This window comes from Vibrio sp. 10N.286.51.C3 (assembly GCF_003050065.1).
In the GTDB taxonomy this organism is placed as follows: domain Bacteria; phylum Pseudomonadota; class Gammaproteobacteria; order Enterobacterales; family Vibrionaceae; genus Vibrio; species Vibrio crassostreae.
In genome coordinates, this window is the sequence record NZ_PIGC01000006.1 from 102,234 (window position 1) to 118,597 (window position 16,364).

The 16,364-nt window shown below is 44.5% G+C and carries 14 protein-coding genes; 6 read left to right on the forward strand and 8 right to left on the reverse strand.

All coding sequences use genetic code 11. The features are described from left to right. Positions 1-123 precede the first annotated feature (123 nt). The 7 genes from CWO27_RS08340 to CWO27_RS08370 all read right to left on the reverse strand — a co-directional run bounded on the left by CWO27_RS08340 (position 124) and on the right by CWO27_RS08370 (position 6,916). Positions 124-1,125 carry a substrate-binding domain-containing protein gene (locus CWO27_RS08340; RefSeq protein ID WP_102530363.1) on the reverse strand — a complete coding sequence of 334 codons (1,002 nt, stop codon included), beginning with the start codon at positions 1,123-1,125 and terminating at the stop codon, positions 124-126. Positions 1,126-1,277: 152 nt separating this feature from the next. After that, entirely contained in the window at positions 1,278-2,204 is a 927-nt protein-coding gene (rbsK, locus tag CWO27_RS08345; protein WP_102478579.1) for a ribokinase, read from the reverse strand. A 193-nt stretch (positions 2,205-2,397) separates the two neighbouring features. Further along, entirely contained in the window at positions 2,398-3,276 is an 879-nt protein-coding gene (rbsB, locus tag CWO27_RS08350; protein WP_102478578.1) for a ribose ABC transporter substrate-binding protein RbsB, read from the reverse strand. Between the two features lie 149 nt (positions 3,277-3,425). Next, positions 3,426-4,418 carry a ribose ABC transporter permease gene (gene rbsC / locus CWO27_RS08355; RefSeq protein WP_107898835.1) on the reverse strand — a complete coding sequence of 331 codons (993 nt, stop codon included), beginning with the start codon at positions 4,416-4,418 and terminating at the stop codon, positions 3,426-3,428. Next, on the reverse strand, positions 4,415-5,920 hold the full coding sequence (gene rbsA, locus CWO27_RS08360) for a ribose ABC transporter ATP-binding protein RbsA (RefSeq protein WP_048663433.1): 1,506 nt from the start codon (positions 5,918-5,920) through the stop codon (positions 4,415-4,417). Before rbsA ends, rbsC begins: the two co-directional genes overlap by 4 nt. Positions 5,921-5,981: 61 nt before the next feature. Beyond that, positions 5,982-6,401 (reverse strand): D-ribose pyranase, encoded by a 420-nt coding sequence (rbsD, locus tag CWO27_RS08365; protein WP_102433585.1) that lies wholly within the window; start codon positions 6,399-6,401, stop codon positions 5,982-5,984. A gap of 200 nt (positions 6,402-6,601) precedes the next feature. After that, positions 6,602-6,916, reverse strand: a complete 315-nt coding sequence (locus tag CWO27_RS08370; protein ID WP_057621940.1) for a winged helix-turn-helix domain-containing protein — start codon at positions 6,914-6,916, stop codon at positions 6,602-6,604. Positions 6,917-7,356: 440 nt separating this feature from the next. Between CWO27_RS08370 and CWO27_RS08375 the strand changes: the two genes are divergently transcribed. Then, positions 7,357-7,953, forward strand: a complete 597-nt coding sequence (locus tag CWO27_RS08375; protein ID WP_107898836.1) for a porin family protein — start codon at positions 7,357-7,359, stop codon at positions 7,951-7,953. Positions 7,954-8,067: 114 nt separating this feature from the next. Here CWO27_RS08375 and CWO27_RS08380 read toward each other — a convergent pair whose 3' ends face one another. After that, positions 8,068-9,111 (reverse strand): endonuclease/exonuclease/phosphatase family protein, encoded by a 1,044-nt coding sequence (locus CWO27_RS08380; RefSeq protein WP_107898837.1) that lies wholly within the window; start codon positions 9,109-9,111, stop codon positions 8,068-8,070. A gap of 192 nt (positions 9,112-9,303) precedes the next feature. Here CWO27_RS08380 and bla point away from each other — a divergent pair, with 192 nt between their 5' ends. The 5 genes from bla to yejF all read left to right on the forward strand — a co-directional run bounded on the left by bla (position 9,304) and on the right by yejF (position 16,035). After that, on the forward strand, positions 9,304-10,167 hold the full coding sequence (bla, locus tag CWO27_RS08385) for a class A beta-lactamase (RefSeq protein WP_102480807.1): 864 nt from the start codon (positions 9,304-9,306) through the stop codon (positions 10,165-10,167). Positions 10,168-10,358: 191 nt separating this feature from the next. After that, positions 10,359-12,251 carry an extracellular solute-binding protein gene (locus tag CWO27_RS08390; protein WP_102480808.1) on the forward strand — a complete coding sequence of 631 codons (1,893 nt, stop codon included), beginning with the start codon at positions 10,359-10,361 and terminating at the stop codon, positions 12,249-12,251. A gap of 12 nt (positions 12,252-12,263) precedes the next feature. Next, a complete protein-coding gene (locus CWO27_RS08395) occupies positions 12,264-13,352 on the forward strand; it encodes a microcin C ABC transporter permease YejB (RefSeq protein ID WP_048663438.1) in 1,089 nt (362 codons plus the stop codon). Positions 13,353-13,383: 31 nt separating this feature from the next. Then, positions 13,384-14,406 carry an ABC transporter permease gene (locus CWO27_RS08400; RefSeq protein ID WP_048608646.1) on the forward strand — a complete coding sequence of 341 codons (1,023 nt, stop codon included), beginning with the start codon at positions 13,384-13,386 and terminating at the stop codon, positions 14,404-14,406. A 9-nt stretch (positions 14,407-14,415) separates the two neighbouring features. Further along, positions 14,416-16,035: a microcin C ABC transporter ATP-binding protein YejF gene (gene yejF, locus CWO27_RS08405; RefSeq protein WP_102480809.1), complete on the forward strand. Its 1,620-nt coding sequence runs from the start codon at positions 14,416-14,418 to the stop codon at positions 16,033-16,035. The last annotated feature ends 329 nt before the right edge of the window (positions 16,036-16,364 follow it).

Consider the following 16,364-nt stretch of genomic DNA (forward strand, 5'->3'; position numbering starts at 1 on the left):
AGTGCATATTCTAGAGTGTAAGTTTTTGAATATTCAAGGCATTTTAGGGGCGAGTAAGTGGCGTTATTATGTTCCAAAAAACAAATAAGCTAGCTTTCAACGGTGTAATGTGTATGGCGAGTACTAAATCGCTTTTACACTGCTTCGTTCAACAAGAGTCGGTTCCAGTTCAACGACTTGCGGGTAAGCGTCTGGAGTTTGTAATCTACTCAAAAGCGTATCCACAGCCGCTTTACCTAAACGATGTTTTGGCTGGTGGATAGTGCTCAAAGCTGGGGTCATGTATTTAGACAGGTGGATGTCATCGTAGCCAATGATCGAAAGATCGTTTGGAATCGATGTGCCATCTTGAGCAGCCGCGTGAATTACACCCATTGCCATCATGTCATTGCTAACAAACAGTGCTGATGGCATTTCACCACGCGCTTTTAAAGTTTGGTAAGAGTCAAAACCGCCATCGCATTCGAAGTTTGATTCAACAATCCACTTAGGATTGATCTCTAGATTCGCTTCTTCCATCGCTTGCTTGAAGCCTTGATAACGAGAAGAGGCTTGATTGCGGTGAAGTGGGCCGGTGATACAACCAATCTGAGCATGACCGTTATCGATCAAGTGCTTGGTTGCCATGTAACCACCTTGGTGCGAGTTATCTTGGATCTTATCGCTCGCGAACAACATTGGGCCCCAGTCCATCACAACGATAGGTAATTCTGGGTAGCGTTCAAATACATCAATGTGCTCGCCCTCAAGGGTTGAACACATCAGCATTAAGCCGTCGACACGCTTTTGCAGCAACGTATCGATAGAGGATTTCATGCGTTCGCTATCGCCTTCGGTGTTACACAAGATAAGGTTGTAGCCTTTTTCGTAGCAACGACGTTCTACACCTTTTACTACCTCGCCAAAGAATGGGTTGGTAGAGGTCGTCACGAGCATCCCAAGGGTTTTGGTTTGCTTCATTTTCAAGCTACGAGCCAATGCAGACGGTGCGTAGTTGAGTTCTTTAGCCGCACTGTTAACACGCTCAGCAATCTCTTCACTGACAAAACGTGACTTGTTGATCACATGGCTGACGGTTGAAGTTGAAACCTTTGCTAGCCGAGCGACGTCTTTCATTGTTGTCATAAAAAATCCTTGTGGGAGTAACTTGCCACGTTGCGCGATATTCTGCCCGAAAACAGGGGCTTATGCTTGTTATTTGTTGTTACCGAAATTGAAGGCTAACACCCGTTAACTACGGTTTAGCTCAGGAGTTAAGCCTTCAAATAGGTGTCAAGCTAAGCAGATAATTGCTCTGATAAAAACGCATCCGTTTCAGCTCTGCTTGGGATTGACGTCTGAGCGCCAAAGCGAGTCACTGAAATTGCAGCCGCAGCGTGAGCAAACTTAATTGCGCGTTCTAATGGCATGTCTTCAAGCAAGCCCGTCACTAATGCGCCATTGAAGGTATCACCAGCAGCCGTGGTATCTGTCGCTTCAACGCGGAAGCCTGCAATTAACTCACCTTCTCCGTTTTTACTCACCCAAACGCCTTTAGCGCCAAGTGTGATCATCACAGTCTTGATGCCTTTAGCATGCAGAGCCAAAGCCGCCTGATGAGCAGATGCGCTGTCGGTTACGGTAACGCCTGTCAATACTTCTGCTTCGGTTTCGTTTGGTGTAATCACATCAACACATGCTAGTAAGGTATCCGACAATGGACGAGCAGGGGCAGGGTTTAGAATCACGCGAGTTCCGCTCTCTTTCGCTACTTTTGCTGCGTATTCAATGCCTTCAATCGGTGTTTCAAGTTGAGTCAGCAGGTACTTGGCTCCGCGAATCTTCTTTAGATGTGGTTCGATTTGGTCGCAAGTCAGCTTGTCATTAGCTTCTGCAGAAAGACAAATGCTGTTTTCGCCCGTTGCAGATACTTGGATCATCGCAATGCCAGTTGGGGTGTTGTTTGCAACGATAACACCGTCGATGTTGATGCCGTCTTTAGCGAAATCTTGACGAATGTTGATGCCAAATGGGTCGTCGCCAACACAGGCGATAAAGCCGATATCTGCGTTTAATCGCGCAGCAGCGACCGCTTGGTTAGCGCCTTTACCGCCAGGGATGACCTGATAGTTACCGCCAATCAAGGTTTCACCCGGACGAGGGAACGAAGGAACTTGCAGTACGTGGTCAGCGTTAACGCTACCTAAAACAATCAGTTGAGTCATGATACGAGCCTTATGATATATCGTATTTGAAAATGCATGGGTCTTTCTCATTACGTTGATTGCTCGCCTTGTTAGCGGCTTATGAGAAACAGCGATGCACTGTCGGTTTTTTTGTATTGAGTCAGTGAGCTAATGAGTTAAGCAAAGCAGGGGATAGGGGCTCCCTGCTTTATATCGTGTTATCTAGTAACTATTACTTAGCGATGATTTTTAGAGGTACTGGTACGTACTCTTCTACTGTTTCGCCTTTCAGTACTTTGTCTGCCATTTCGATACCTAGAGAACCGATTAGGTCAGGCTGTTGTGCAACCGTTGCGCCTAGTAGGCCGCGGTTAACTGCAGCGATGCCGTCGTCTGTGCCATCAAAGCCAACGATCATTACGTCTTTACCTGAAGCTTGAACTGCACGAAGTGCACCCAGTGCCATTTCATCGTTTTGAGCGAATACAGCTTGTACGTCTGGGTTTGCAGCAAGCAAGTTTTCCATTACGTTCAGACCTTTAGTACGGTCGAAATCAGCAGGTTGGCTTGCAAGAAGCTCAAGGTCGCTGCCGTTTACTGCGTTCATGAAGCCTTCACCACGTTCACGAGCTGCTGAAGTACCTGCGATACCTTCAAGTTGGATTACTTTCGCTTTTTCGCCCACTTTTTCCATGATGTAGTGACCCGCCATTTCACCGCCGATTACGTTATCAGAAGCAATGTGGCTCACTACGTCACCACGGCTTGCGCCACGGTCTAGCGTTAATACTGGGATGTCTGAGCGGTTAGCAATACGAATAGCGTTAGACACAGCATCTGAATCCGTTGGGTTAATCAGGATAGCCTTAACACCACGAATGGTTAGATCTTCAATGTTCGAAAGCTCTTTGCTTGGGTCGTTTTGAGAATCAAGAACGATAAGCTTGTAGCCTAGCTCTTCCGCTTTCGCTTCTGCGCCATCTTTCATGGTTACGAAGAACGGGTTGTTCAATGTAGACAGAACGATTGCCATTGTATCTTGCGCCTGTGCAGACACTGATACCGTTGTAGAAAGAAGAGCAGCAGAAATAAGAGTCGCTAATTTTTTCATGGTGTAAGTCCTTTGTGTAGGGTGAGCTAGGAGGTGAGTCCTAGCTCGTAGTTACATTATTTATAGATTCTAATATTTTAAGGTAAAACAAACTGTTACTTTTATTAAACTAGAGTGTTACTTGTATTAACCTAGGATGTGAATAGGTTTTATTTGTTTTTGTTGTCGACCAATACCGCCAGAAGAATAACCACTGCTTTTGCAATCATCTGGTAGTAAGAAGATACGTCTAATAGGTTTAGGGCGTTGTTTAGGAAACCGATAATCAGTGCACCAATCAATGTGCCCATGATACGACCACGACCGCCAGCTAAGCTTGTGCCACCAAGAACCACGGCTGCGATAGCATCTAGCTCATAACCCATACCTGCGGTTGGTTGAGCTGACGACAAACGAGATGCCACGATGATGCCTGCCACTGCTGCTAACAGACCACAGATTGCGTAAACGCCGATTTTTACTTTGTCTACGTCGATGCCTGATAGGCGAGTTGCTGATTCGTTGCCACCCAGTGCGTAAACGTAGCGACCAAAGCGTGTGTGGTTAAGTAGGTACCATACCGCTGCGAATACCACGACCATGATCCATACTGGAACTGGGATACCCATTGCGTAGCCTGTACCGAACCAAGCGAATGCGTCTGCTGTGTCTGTGAAGCCAGTTGAGATAGGGCGACCATCGGTATAAACCATGGTTACGCCGCGAAGTAGTGTCATGGTTACAAGCGTTGCGATGAAGGCTTGAACCTTACCCTTAGCGATAATCACACCACTGATAGCGCCCAATGCTGCACCAGCTACAAAAGCAGTTGGCACTGCTATCATCACAGGGATTTCCATGCCAATCATGCTGGCTGCGAATGCGCCACAAAGTGCCAGTACAGAGCCGACACTTAAGTCTATACCCGCGGTTAGGATAACCAACGTCATACCCACAGCGATGATTGCGTTAACCGAGGTTTGGCGCAGAATGTTTAGGATGTTGTCGACAGTAAAGAAGTTCGGGTTTAAGAAAGAAACGACAACAATCAGGAAGATCAAAGCTATCAATGATTTTTGATCAATCAGCCACTCTTTGCTGATTAACGGCTTCTTCTTAGGCGCTTCAGTTTCAGTTGTTTTGCTCATGGTTTTGGTACTCATGCTGCGTCCTCGTTGATCTTTTTACCGACCGCACACGCCAGTAATAATTCTTGGTTTGCTTCTTTAGCATCAAATTCACCGCTTACACGGCCTTCATGCATCACCATGATGCGGTCACTCATTCCTAACACTTCTGGCATTTCAGATGAGACCAAAATAATGCTCATGCCGTCGGCTTTAAATTTATTAATGAGTTGGTAAATCTCTTTCTTGGCACCGACATCGACACCACGCGTTGGTTCGTCGAGAATCAGTACTTTTGGTTTGGTCATCAAGCCTTTCGCAATAGCCACTTTTTGTTGGTTACCACCAGAAAGGTTGCCAATAATTTGCTCGCGAGTTGGGGTTTTGATGTTGAATAGCTTGATGAAGTCATCAACCGCAATCACTTCGTCTTTATGTTGGATTTGACCGCTCTTAGTCAGCAGATCCAGTGAGCATAGAGACATGTTTTCTTTAACAGAAAGCCCAAGTACTAAGCCATCGCCTTTACGGTCTTCTGAGATGTAAGCAATGCCATTGGCCAAGCCATCTCTCGGGCTTACAGGGTTGATGGTTTTGTTTTCTAGGTTGATGACGCCGCGTTCACTTGGAAGGGCACCGTAAATCACTTTCATCAGTTCGGTACGACCTGCGCCCATCAGCCCAGATACACCCAGGATTTCACCGCGTTTTAGCGTAAAGCTCACGTCATGAACACCAGAACCAGTCAAGCCGATCACTTCAAGGCAGGTTTCACCGTGGCTTTGGCCGATACGTGGATATTGCTCGTCTAACTTACGACCAACCATCATTTCGATTAAGCCATCTTCGTCGGTGTCTTTTACTTCACATTGACCAATGAATTTGCCGTCGCGAAGTACGGTGATGTCGTCGCAAATCTCAAAGATCTCTTTGAGTCGGTGAGATATGTAAACAATGCCGCAGCCTTCATCACGCAGTTCGTTGATCACCTTAAACAGAGACTCAGTTTCAGTATCGGTTAGCGCGTCAGTCGGCTCATCCATGATGATGACCTTTGATTCAAACGAAAGGGCTTTCGCGATCTCTACCATTTGTTGCTCACCAAGGCTCAACTGGCCTAAAAGTGTTTTTGAGCTGTGCTTTACGTTCAGGCGTTTAAGTAGCTTGTCCGCTTCTTGGTACATCTCGCTCCACAAGATGCGACCCATGGTGCCGGTGATTTCACGACCTAAGAAGATGTTTTCGGCGATGGTTAACTCAGGAATCAGATTCAGTTCTTGGTGAATGATGCTAATGCCTGCTTGTTGAGAATCACGCGGCCCTTTAAATGCGGCAGGTTTTCCTTGGTAGGCGATAGTACCGCCGTCCAAGTGATAAATACCTGTCAGCACTTTCATGAGGGTTGATTTACCTGCACCGTTTTCGCCCATTAACGCCATTACGCGTCCTGGGTAAACGTTGAGGCTTGCCTTATCCAGTGCTTTCACACCAGGGAAGGCTTTCTCAATTGAGCTAAGTTCTAAAATGGCTTGAGTCATGTCGGTTCCTTTACTCGGGGCCAGTTGTATTTGGTTGTGTCTGTGTATGGTTTAGCTTTTATTAAAAAGTCACGCCAGCTTGGAAAATAACATTTGCGTATGGTGTGCATTCACCAGTACGAATCACTGCGCGGCTGTTATGAGTTCGTTGTTTAAATTCTTCATGAGTGATGTAAGTAATCGAAAGCGGTTTACCGCAACGCGCTTCTTCTGTTTTGATTAAATCAATCAGTGCTGCGTGGTGTTCTGGGCTTACTTTCGCAAACTCTTCTGCAATTACAACGCCTTCGATTTGAGATTCATCCAGCATGGTTTTTACGGTTTGCTGAAAGCTTGGCACACCGTGAGTCAAAGCAAGGTCTATGCGTGTTACGTGGTCTGGAATCGGCAAGCCTGCGTCACAAATCGTGATTTCATCTGTGTGGCCAAGAGTCGCCACTAGGTAAGAGAGTTCAGAGTTTATTAGAGTACTTTTTTTCATATCACGACCTATCGAAAAATAACGTTTGATGGGTTGAGAACAACTCAAGAAAAGCCATCGAAACGTTTCGATAGTGATAATAGTGTTTGATTTATCATTTGCACTATTCACTTTCTTAGAGTGTGATAACGATCATCGAAACGTTTCGATGAGGTGTTTTTTGGTGATCTCAGTCACCGACATTGATTGCATAAACCCTTTTACGTGGCTTCAATTGATAGCGCATATCCAAACTTACTGATGGTAATGATCTGGACGTTTGGCGTTCTCAATCGCGCGAAGACATTGCGTAAGTTATAGACGACGTTTGCAAGGGCATGCGGTGACGAGAGTTGTCCGCCCCAGCACACATCAACAATATGTTCTCTCGAAATCGGCTTTCCCACATTTTCTATCAGTAAGCAGAGCACTGCTAATAGGTGAGGGCGCAAGGTGATTTTATTCCCTTGCTCGTTGGTAATAGTGCGAGCGTCGATATCAATGATTAAGCCGTTGAAGTCTATTGTGTGATTCATCGTGTTTTTTGATCGTCTTATTCTGAATTGTGGAGATTGAGCGAAATTGGCTGCTTTTGGATCGGATAACTATTTAAGTGTGGTTATTTAAGTGTACGAATGGTCAAAGCGCGCGAATTATGCAGAATCGCATCACTCTTGAAAGTAAGCGTTCGTAAGTCTGCGTGAATAAAATCTAAAAATGGGATGGTTTGAAAATTGAGTGGAAGGTTTTATCTAGAAAAGATGTATTTTTATTTCTTTATTATTCATGTGTTTATTTTGTTATTACTGATTATGTTGGCTGAAGTTACAAAGTGATTATATTTTTATTTATTTTTTTGTTTTCAGTGAGATTAACCTGCTTGCCAATTCGACGGGGTGTCGGATAACTCTGACAAGATTGTGTAGCAGGGGAAGACGTAGCAATCTTGATTTGAAATAAGTAAGGTCAAGCAGTAATGAACAACAAATATATTTTAAGCATCGCGATGATGTCTGCACTTGTGGCAAATAGTGTAATGGCAGAGGACAATGGTTTCTACTTAGGTGGTGCAATTGGTACAACTGGTATTGATGATGGTGGGCTTTATGAGGGCTCTTCAAGGCCCATTACTGTTGATGCAGAAGATCGAACATACAAGATAATTGCTGGATACCAATTCAATCGCATCGTCGCACTAGAGGCGCAATATACGAATTATGGCGAGGTTGTTGCAAAAGATGCATTAACCAAAGATTCTTATACTTGGTCTCCAACTGCATTTTCGATCGTTGCTAATCTAGGTTACACGTTTGACAACGGAATTCGCCCTTTTGGCGTCGTGGGTTTGTCGACGATTGATTTAGACCAGTCGGCTCCGTTGCTTGATGATGATCGTGGTGACGCTATTCGCTATGGTTTCGGAGTTGAGTACACACCAAAACAGGCTGAAAACTTTAGCTTTAGGTTAGGTTATGAAGCGGATGCATTTGCGATTGAGAGCGATTCAGGTTTTGAAAATGATAAAGATCTCGTGATTGATTCATTTTATCTAGGCGCAACATACAACTTTTAAGTTTCACACTTTGTTAAACGGTAAATCGATTTCTAAATGGGGCGTCGGTTGGCTCAACCCGTTTGTCTGAAGTGGAAAAGCCGCAGTGTTTGCTGCGGCTTTTTTATGTCTAACTTAGGCCTCGCGGATATGAGCGGTGACGGAAACGACAGCGTGATCGGTACTGAATTGGTCGTGTTCGAAGCTTGGGTTAATCAGATGATGATCGAGCACGGTGTAGTGTGATATTTCCATCAAACTTGAGGAGTTGTGGCTGTCACATTCGTTCGACATCAATATGTAGTCCAAGACTGAGCCTGATGCGCCGTAATAGTGAGTTGGTTTACGTTGTTCGAGCAGGTCTTCTTCGTGTAATTGATGGTAGAGATCCCAACTGTCTCTCAATCTAAAGTGTGAAAGCCAATGTTGGCTGGTTTCATCTCGATTCAACGAATAGCTCAACAGCCCTTTGAACTCATCGTTAAATAGGGGCTTGTTAAAGTCGCCCATCAATACAACGGGCTGGTTGGTGAGATAGCGTTGATTGGTAATGTATTGGTGTAGCAGTTGAGCTTCTAAACCGCGTTGAACACTCGATAGCCAAGAACCTAGTTGTTCCTGGTGAAGTTTAATCAGTGTATCGCTTTGTGGCTTTTGCTCTGCTGAACTGTCGCTGGGTTCTGCTGGCTCAATTTTTGGCTCAGTTGGGCGTTGTGATTTAAAGTGTACGACATAACAATCGGTTGAGCCTAAGTGAGGTAATTCAATGGTGGCGTGCACTGGCGTGCGATTGAATGAAAAATTGTCGCTAAGGTTAAAGGCGGCAAGTAGGCTCGAATCCGGTGTGACAGGCTGAACATTTTCAATCGGGTAACGGGAAGCAATACCCACTACAGGGGAGGTGTATAGGTAATCATCTTCAACGTGTGCACTATCGACCACGGCAAAGTAGGGGTAACCGAGCTCATTCATTAGCTGCTGTAAAGATTCTGGGCTGAAGATCTCTTGAAAGCCAATCACATCGCAATCTGTTGAGCGAATCGCCTCAGCAATCCAATGTTGTTTCTTTTGCCATTCATCGAGGCTGTAGATGTTCTCAAAATCATAATAAGCATTCGGTGGTTCGAGGTAGTTCAAAAGGTTGAACGTTGAGAATGTTATTTGGTTTGGTTTGTTCAAGGTTGAATCCTATTGAAATCACTCTTTTAAGGATATCTAAAATACTGAGATATTGTTCGGATTTAGTTAGTTATTTTCATTTGATCTAGCGAAGGTTGTCGCTTTCTGCTTAGATTCTCTCAATTCGATGCTCTTTAGGTGTCGAGTTTAATTTTATATACGATCAATCGATCGTTTTTTTATGGTTTCACAATGAAAAAATATACTTCTCTCGCTCTTGTGTTGTTGAGCGTTTTCTTTTCTACGTCATCGTTGAGTCATTCCTTAGAACCTCAATCTATTGAGCAAATTGAATCTCGTGTATCGGCACGCATTGGTATTGCTGTTTATGATTCTGCAACTAAGCAAACATGGAGTTATAAGGGCGACGAACGCTTTCCGATGATGAGTACCTTTAAAACCCTGGCTTGTGCGAATCTTCTCTATGACCATGAGAATGAAGGATTAGATTTAGAGTCTAAGGTTGGGGTTAATTCTGATGAGCTTATTGCTTGGTCTCCGGTGACTAAAGCGTTTGTCGGTAAAGAAATCTCACTCAGAGGCGCATGTGCTGCAACCATGGCAATGAGCGACAACACGGCCGCTAATATAGTGTTAGCTAGTATTGGTGGACCTAACGGGTTAACTGAGTTTTTGCGTTCCACGGGAGACAGAAAAACACGCCTTGATCATATCGAACCTGACTTGAACCATGCTCGTCCGGGAGATGAGCGTGATACCACAACACCAAACACTATGGTGAAAACGTTAAATAAATTGTTGTATGGCAGCGCCTTATCAGAAGAATCCAAAGCTCAACTCAAGACTTGGATGATAGATAACAAAGTCTCTGATGGGATGATCCGTTCGATTCTGCCTGATGGTTGGAAGGTTGCCGATAGATCAGGTGCGGGCGCTTATGGCTCACGTGCTATCACGGCTATCGTGTGGAGTGAAAATCGCGCTCCGTTGATCATCAGTATCTCTCTTACGGAAACCGAGTTAACCATACCAGAGCGTGACACGGTGATTAACGAAATTGGTGAACTTATCTTTGATGAGTACCGCGTTGAATAGTTAGGGCGTGTCGTATTTCTCTAGACTGAACCCGAGTAATTTGTAAATAAACCGTCAGAGATGAAGTGCTGATGGTTTTATTAGTTATTACATGATGTTAGATTTGAACCTATACTTGTTTTAGCGGTGTGCATTCAAAGCCGATTAATCAAGTTGAATATCGAATTCATAACATTTGAAGGGAGAGTCAAATGGGAACAGTTTTCCTAAGCAAAGCCTCGCAGCGCACTCAGTTTTTCAGGTTAAATTTAACTTCATGTGCAGTCATGCTGCCGCTTATTGCTCTATATCCCTCCGTTACACAAGCTTCTGATACCGAAACACCTGCCGTCACCGTAATTGAGACCACTCAACTGGTTGGTTTTGGTGAAGCGAAATATCCAGTCGATTTCACTCACTTTGATTACGTTAATCCCGATGCGCCAAAACTAGGCAAAGTGACCTATGGAAGCATTGGCACCTACGATAGCTTTAATCGATTCGGTTCTCGCGGCGTTGCTGCAAGTTATACCGGAGAGATTTACGATACCTTGATGTTTTCTCCGAGCGACGAGATCGATGCCTATTATCCATTGATCGCCTCAAAGGTTCGCTACGCCAGTGACTTCACTTGGATGGAAATCGATATCAATCCAAAAGCTAAGTTTAATGATGGCGAGCCTATTACGGCTCATGATGTGGCATTCACCTTTAATAAGTTTTCAACCGAGGGTGTGCCTCAATACCGAGTGTATTACAAAGAAATTAAGTCAGTCACTGCGGTTTCTGATTTAGTGGTACGTATTGAGATGGAGAAGCCAAACCGCGAGAAGTTGTTTAGCTTTGCCCAAAGCACTCGCGTATTGCCAGAGCATTATTGGAAAGACAAGAAGCTGTCTGAACCTCTAAGTGAACCGCCGGTAGGAAGTGGCCCTTATAAGATCATCAGCTACAAATCTGGTCAAAGCGTGACTTACGGTTTAGATGAAAATTACTGGGCAGCCGACCTGCCTGTTAACGTCGGTCGTAATAACTTCAAAGAAGTACAATACGATTACTACCGTGACGACACAGTAATGCTAGAAGCCTTCAAAGCAGGGGAGTTCGATCTTCGAACCGAAAACTCAGCTAAGTTTTGGGCCAATTCATACACGGGCGCGAACTTCGATAAAGGCTACATCATCAAAGAAGAGATCAACCATGAGAAGCCAGAAACGACGCAAGGCTTCGTCTTCAACATTCAATCTCCTGTGTTCTCTGATCCTAAAGTTCGTGAAGCGTTAACCTACGCGATGGACTTTGAGTGGATGAATAAGAACATGTTCTACGGTCAGTACAAGCGAACTCGTAGTTATTTCCAAAACACCGACTATGAGGCGAAAGGCTTACCAAGCGAAGCTGAAGTAGCGTTGCTGTCTCAGTACAAAGATCAGATTCCTCCGCGAGTGTTTACCGAAGAATTCCAGCCTCCAGTCACCGATGGTAGCGGCCGTATTCGTAGCCAAATGCGTACAGCTTTCAAATTATTGAAGGAAGCGGGTTGGGTTCTGAAAGACAAAGTGATGACCAACGAAAAGACTGGCAAGCCGATGTCGTTTGAGTTGCTGATTTACAGTCCAACCACGGAGCGTATCGCAACACCTGTTCAGAAGAACTTGAAGCGCATGGGTATCGAGATGAAGATCCGTACCATCGATACGACTCAGTACATCAAGCGTCTTCGTGACCGAGATTTCGACATGGTGTCTTCGTCATTTTCTGCCAACCCTTATCCTAGCCCGAACTTAATGATTGTTTGGAACTCTAACTACATTGATTCTACTTACAATACTGCAGGTGTGATGGATCCGGTGGTTGACGCGTTAACAGAAGAAATTGCTCGTAACCAACAACATCCTGAAAAGCTTCTTACATTAGGTCGTTCACTAGACCGTGTATTGCAGTGGAATTTCTACAACATCCCGCAATGGCACGTTGGCGAGTACCGCGTAGCAATGTGGGACAAGTTTGAGCGTCCGGATGTATTGCCTAAATACGATTTAGGTATCGATACATGGTGGATTTCAGAAGAGAAGGCGGCATTGCTTCCTGAAAAACGTCGCTAGGAGTTAGTTAGCATGGCCGCGTATATATTTCGGCGTTTACTGTTGGTGATCCCCACGCTGTGGGCGATCATCACCATCAACTTTTTCATCATTCAGATTGCACCTGGTGGCCCAGTAGAGCAAGCTGTTGCCCAATTAGAAGGGCACAACTCTGGGATCATGGAGCGCTTTTCTGGTGGTGGACAAGAAGTTGATTTAAGCGAAAGTGACCAAGCATCTGCCAGTGGTTATAAAGGCTCACGCGGGCTTGATCCGGAAGTGGTTGAAGAGATCAAAAAGCAGTTTGGTTTTGATAAGCCGATTCATGTTCGCTACTTCGATATGTTGAAAAATTACGCGACCTTTAACTTTGGTGAAAGCCTGTTTAAGGGCGGTAACGTGATTGATTTAATCATCGAGCGGCTGCCCGTCTCCATTTCTTTAGGGTTGTGGAGTACGTTAATCATCTATGTGATTTCGATACCTTTAGGCATCATGAAGGCGATACATCACGGTTCTCGCTTCGATATTTGGTCGAGCGCGGTCGTGATTGTCGGCTATGCCGTTCCGGGCTTCTTGTTTGCGATTATCCTGATTATTTTGTTCGCGAGTGGTAACTACTTCAGTTGGTTCCCATTGCGTGGCTTGGTATCAAGTAACTTTGAGCAGCTTAATTGGTATCAGCAAATTGGCGACTATTTCTGGCACTTAGCATTGCCTATTTTTGCGATGGTCATCGGTGGCTTTGCCACACTCAGCATGCTGACCAAAAACTCCTTCCTTGATGAAATCAATAAGCAATATGTGGTGACTGCGAGAGCGAAAGGCTTGGACGAGAGCAGTATTCTCTATAAGCACGTTTTCCGTAACGCCATGCTGATCATTATTGCGGGTTTCCCAAGCGCATTTATTAGTATTTTCTTCACGGGTTCTATGTTGATTGAAGTGATGTTTTCACTCGAAGGAATTGGTCTTCTTGGCTTTGAATCAACCATTCAACGTGACTATCCCGTGGTGTTCAGCTCTCTCTATATCATGACCTTGCTTGGCTTGGTGCTGAGCATTATCTCCGACCTGACGTATACCTGGGTTGATCCTCGAATTGATTTTGAAGCGCGTTAATGGCGAACGAATAACAAGGTATTGATAATAAATGTTTAACAACCCTTTAGCTGAAGCTCGTTGGTTACGTTTTAAAGCAAACAAGCGTGGTTTTATCTCCCTTTGGATATTTACCATCTTGTTTGGACTGAGCCTGTTCGCTGAGATCATCGCTAACGATAAGCCTTTATTGGTTTCTTATGATAATCAGTGGTTTGTGCCTGTTATCAATGAATACGCCGAGACGGAATTTGGTGGTGAGTTTGAAACTGAAGCCGACTACAAAGATCCATATGTTATCGAACTCATTGAAGACAGCGGTTACATCGTGTGGCCAATCATTCCGTTTAGCTACGACACGATAAACTTCGATATTTCAGGTGCGGTGCCATCTGAACCTGATTCTGTGAATTGGCTCGGAACCGATGATAAAGGGCGAGATGTATTAGCTCGTATCATTTATGGCTTCCGTATTTCGGTTCTATTTGGTTTTATTCTGACGATTGTATCGAGCGTGATTGGTGTCGTGGTTGGAGCAACACAAGGTTACTACGGTGGTTGGGTTGATCTATTCGGACAGCGCTTCATTGAAGTCTGGTCTGGTATGCCGACCTTGTTCTTGCTGATTATTCTATCGAGCTTTATTGAGCCGAATTTCTGGTGGCTGCTTGGGATTATGGTGTTGTTCAGTTGGATGAGTTTGGTGGGTATTGTTCGTGCTGAATTCTTACGCTGTCGAAATTTCGATTATGTGCGTGCCGCGCAGGCTATGGGCGTTGATGATAAACGCATTATGCTTCGTCACATGCTACCCAACGCGATGGTTGCATCGTTAACCATGATGCCATTTATTCTTTCTGGCTCAGTGACCACATTAACCTCATTAGACTTCTTGGGCTTTGGTCTTCCTGCGGGTTCGCCTTCATTAGGTGAGCTTTTAGCGCAAGGTAAAGCGAACTTACAAGCGCCTTGGCTTGGTATTTCCGCATTCGTTGTACTTTCTTTAATGCTTACGTTACTCGTCTTCGTCGGTGAAGCGGTACGTGATGCCTTCGACCCACATCAACAGAAGTAAGGATAGGTTATGACTTCAAATACAACGCCTGCTTCTCCGGTTTTGACCATAGACAAACTGTCTGTCGGTTTCGGGCGAAAAAATTCGATAGAACAGGTAACACAAGATGTCTCTTTGGAAATATACAAAGGTGAAACGCTCGCGCTGGTGGGTGAGAGTGGTTCCGGTAAATCGGTCACGGCTAATTCGATTTTAAAGCTGTTACCTAAAGGCTCGTCCCACTACCTAAACGGTAAGATCAATTTCTCTGGCACCGATATTCTGAGTTGTTCAGAAAGGCAATTGCGCGGGATTCGTGGTGGTCGCATTGGGATGATCTTCCAAGAACCTATGGTTTCGCTTAATCCACTTCATCGAATCGGAAAACAATTGGTTGAAACCTTAGCCATTCACCGAGGTATGCGAACCAACAAAGCGCAAGCCTTGGCGATAGAGTGGCTCTCAAAGGTGGGTATTCGTTACCCAGAGCAAAAAATTTCAGCCTATCCACATGAGTTGTCTGGTGGAGAGCGCCAACGCGTGATGATTGCGATGGCACTGATCAACGAGCCAGAGTTACTGATCGCTGATGAGCCGACAACCGCATTGGATGTGTCGGTACAAGCGCAGATCCTTGATCTTCTAAAAGATCTGCAACAAGAGCTGGGTATGGCGATGCTTTTCATTACCCATGACTTAAGTATCGTTCGTAAGATTGCCGATAGGGTTGCGGTAATGAAAGATGGTCGTTTGGTTGAAAGTAACGATTGCCAAACATTGTTTAATGCACCAACTCACCCTTACACTCAAAAACTCATTAACTCTGATCCTAAAGGTTTGCCTGTTCCTGTATCACCAGATAGCAAGCCTCTACTTAATGTTGACCAACTTCGAGTTTGGTTCCCGATCACGGGCGGCTTATTCAAGCGTACGATTTCGCACGTCAAAGCCGTTACCGATATGGAGTTTACCTTGAAAAAGGGGCACTCAATCGGCCTAGTAGGTGAGAGTGGTTCGGGTAAATCAACAACTGGTATGGCGATACTCAAGCTAGTGGATAGCGAAGGGTCAATTACCTATTCGAATGAACAGCTTCAAGGCTTAGACCGCCAACAGATGCTGCCATTTCGAAGCCGTATGCAAGTTGTGTTTCAAGACCCGTTTTCTGCCTTGAACCCAAGAATGTCGGTCGCTCAGGTGATTGGTGAAGGTTTGTTAGTGCATCAACAATTGGACGAGAACGAACTCGATCAACGCATCTGTGAAGTAATGAAAGAGGTCGATCTCGACCCTGAAACTCGCCACCGTTATCCGAACGAGTTTTCAGGCGGCCAAAGGCAGCGTATTGCGATTGCTCGTGCTCTGATCCTTAAACCAGAGTTTATCCTGCTCGATGAACCAACATCGTCACTCGACAGAACGGTTCAAGCTCAAGTGTTGGATTTGCTGAAGTCACTTCAAGAAAAGTACGATCTGACGTATCTGTTCATTAGCCATGACTTGAATGTTGTAAAATCCCTGTGTCATTACACCATTGTCATGAAAGCAGGTGAGGTGATAGAGAAGGGCGACACTGAGACTTTGTTTGGTAATCCGCAACATGAATATACCAAGCAGTTGGTGAATCTCTCGAACGTTGGTGGTCTGTAGCCAAATACATTATTCATAGATTAACTCCTCTTTCATTAGACCAATAAATCGCTTCTGTGTAACAGTGGCGATTTTTTGTATTTGATTTCGATTTGTCACCATATCAATGCAGCTTACAAACATGTTTGAATTGTCTAAGCAGTTCACTTTCTAAGTTACAAACAAAGATTACCCACACCTTCTAATTCAAAATTCCTTTCTGGTGTCCAATTTAAGCTTTTGATTATTAAGATTAAAATTTATTAAGTAAATAAATCCAAACTAAATGCAATTGTAAGTTAATGTAGGTAAATGTAACCATTTGACTACTTTGTTTTATTGATTAAATT

Excerpts from the sequence above, each read along its gene's own strand:
- CWO27_RS08400 (WP_048608646.1), top strand. The coding sequence starts at position 13,384 with ATGTTTAACAACCCTTTAGCTGAAGCTCGTTGGTTACGTTTTAAAGCA.
- rbsC (WP_107898835.1), bottom strand. The coding sequence starts at position 4,418 with ATGAGTACCAAAACCATGAGCAAAACAACTGAAACTGAAGCGCCTAAG.
- CWO27_RS08340 (WP_102530363.1), bottom strand. The coding sequence starts at position 1,125 with ATGACAACAATGAAAGACGTCGCTCGGCTAGCAAAGGTTTCAACTTCA.
- CWO27_RS08390 (WP_102480808.1), top strand. The coding sequence starts at position 10,359 with ATGGGAACAGTTTTCCTAAGCAAAGCCTCGCAGCGCACTCAGTTTTTC.
- yejF (WP_102480809.1), top strand. The coding sequence starts at position 14,416 with ATGACTTCAAATACAACGCCTGCTTCTCCGGTTTTGACCATAGACAAA.
- CWO27_RS08395 (WP_048663438.1), top strand. The coding sequence starts at position 12,264 with ATGGCCGCGTATATATTTCGGCGTTTACTGTTGGTGATCCCCACGCTG.
- rbsK (WP_102478579.1), bottom strand. The coding sequence starts at position 2,204 with ATGACTCAACTGATTGTTTTAGGTAGCGTTAACGCTGACCACGTACTG.
- rbsB (WP_102478578.1), bottom strand. The coding sequence starts at position 3,276 with ATGAAAAAATTAGCGACTCTTATTTCTGCTGCTCTTCTTTCTACAACG.
- bla (WP_102480807.1), top strand. The coding sequence starts at position 9,304 with ATGAAAAAATATACTTCTCTCGCTCTTGTGTTGTTGAGCGTTTTCTTT.
- CWO27_RS08375 (WP_107898836.1), top strand. The coding sequence starts at position 7,357 with ATGAACAACAAATATATTTTAAGCATCGCGATGATGTCTGCACTTGTG.
- CWO27_RS08370 (WP_057621940.1), bottom strand. The coding sequence starts at position 6,916 with ATGAATCACACAATAGACTTCAACGGCTTAATCATTGATATCGACGCT.
- rbsA (WP_048663433.1), bottom strand. The coding sequence starts at position 5,920 with ATGACTCAAGCCATTTTAGAACTTAGCTCAATTGAGAAAGCCTTCCCT.
- rbsD (WP_102433585.1), bottom strand. The coding sequence starts at position 6,401 with ATGAAAAAAAGTACTCTAATAAACTCTGAACTCTCTTACCTAGTGGCG.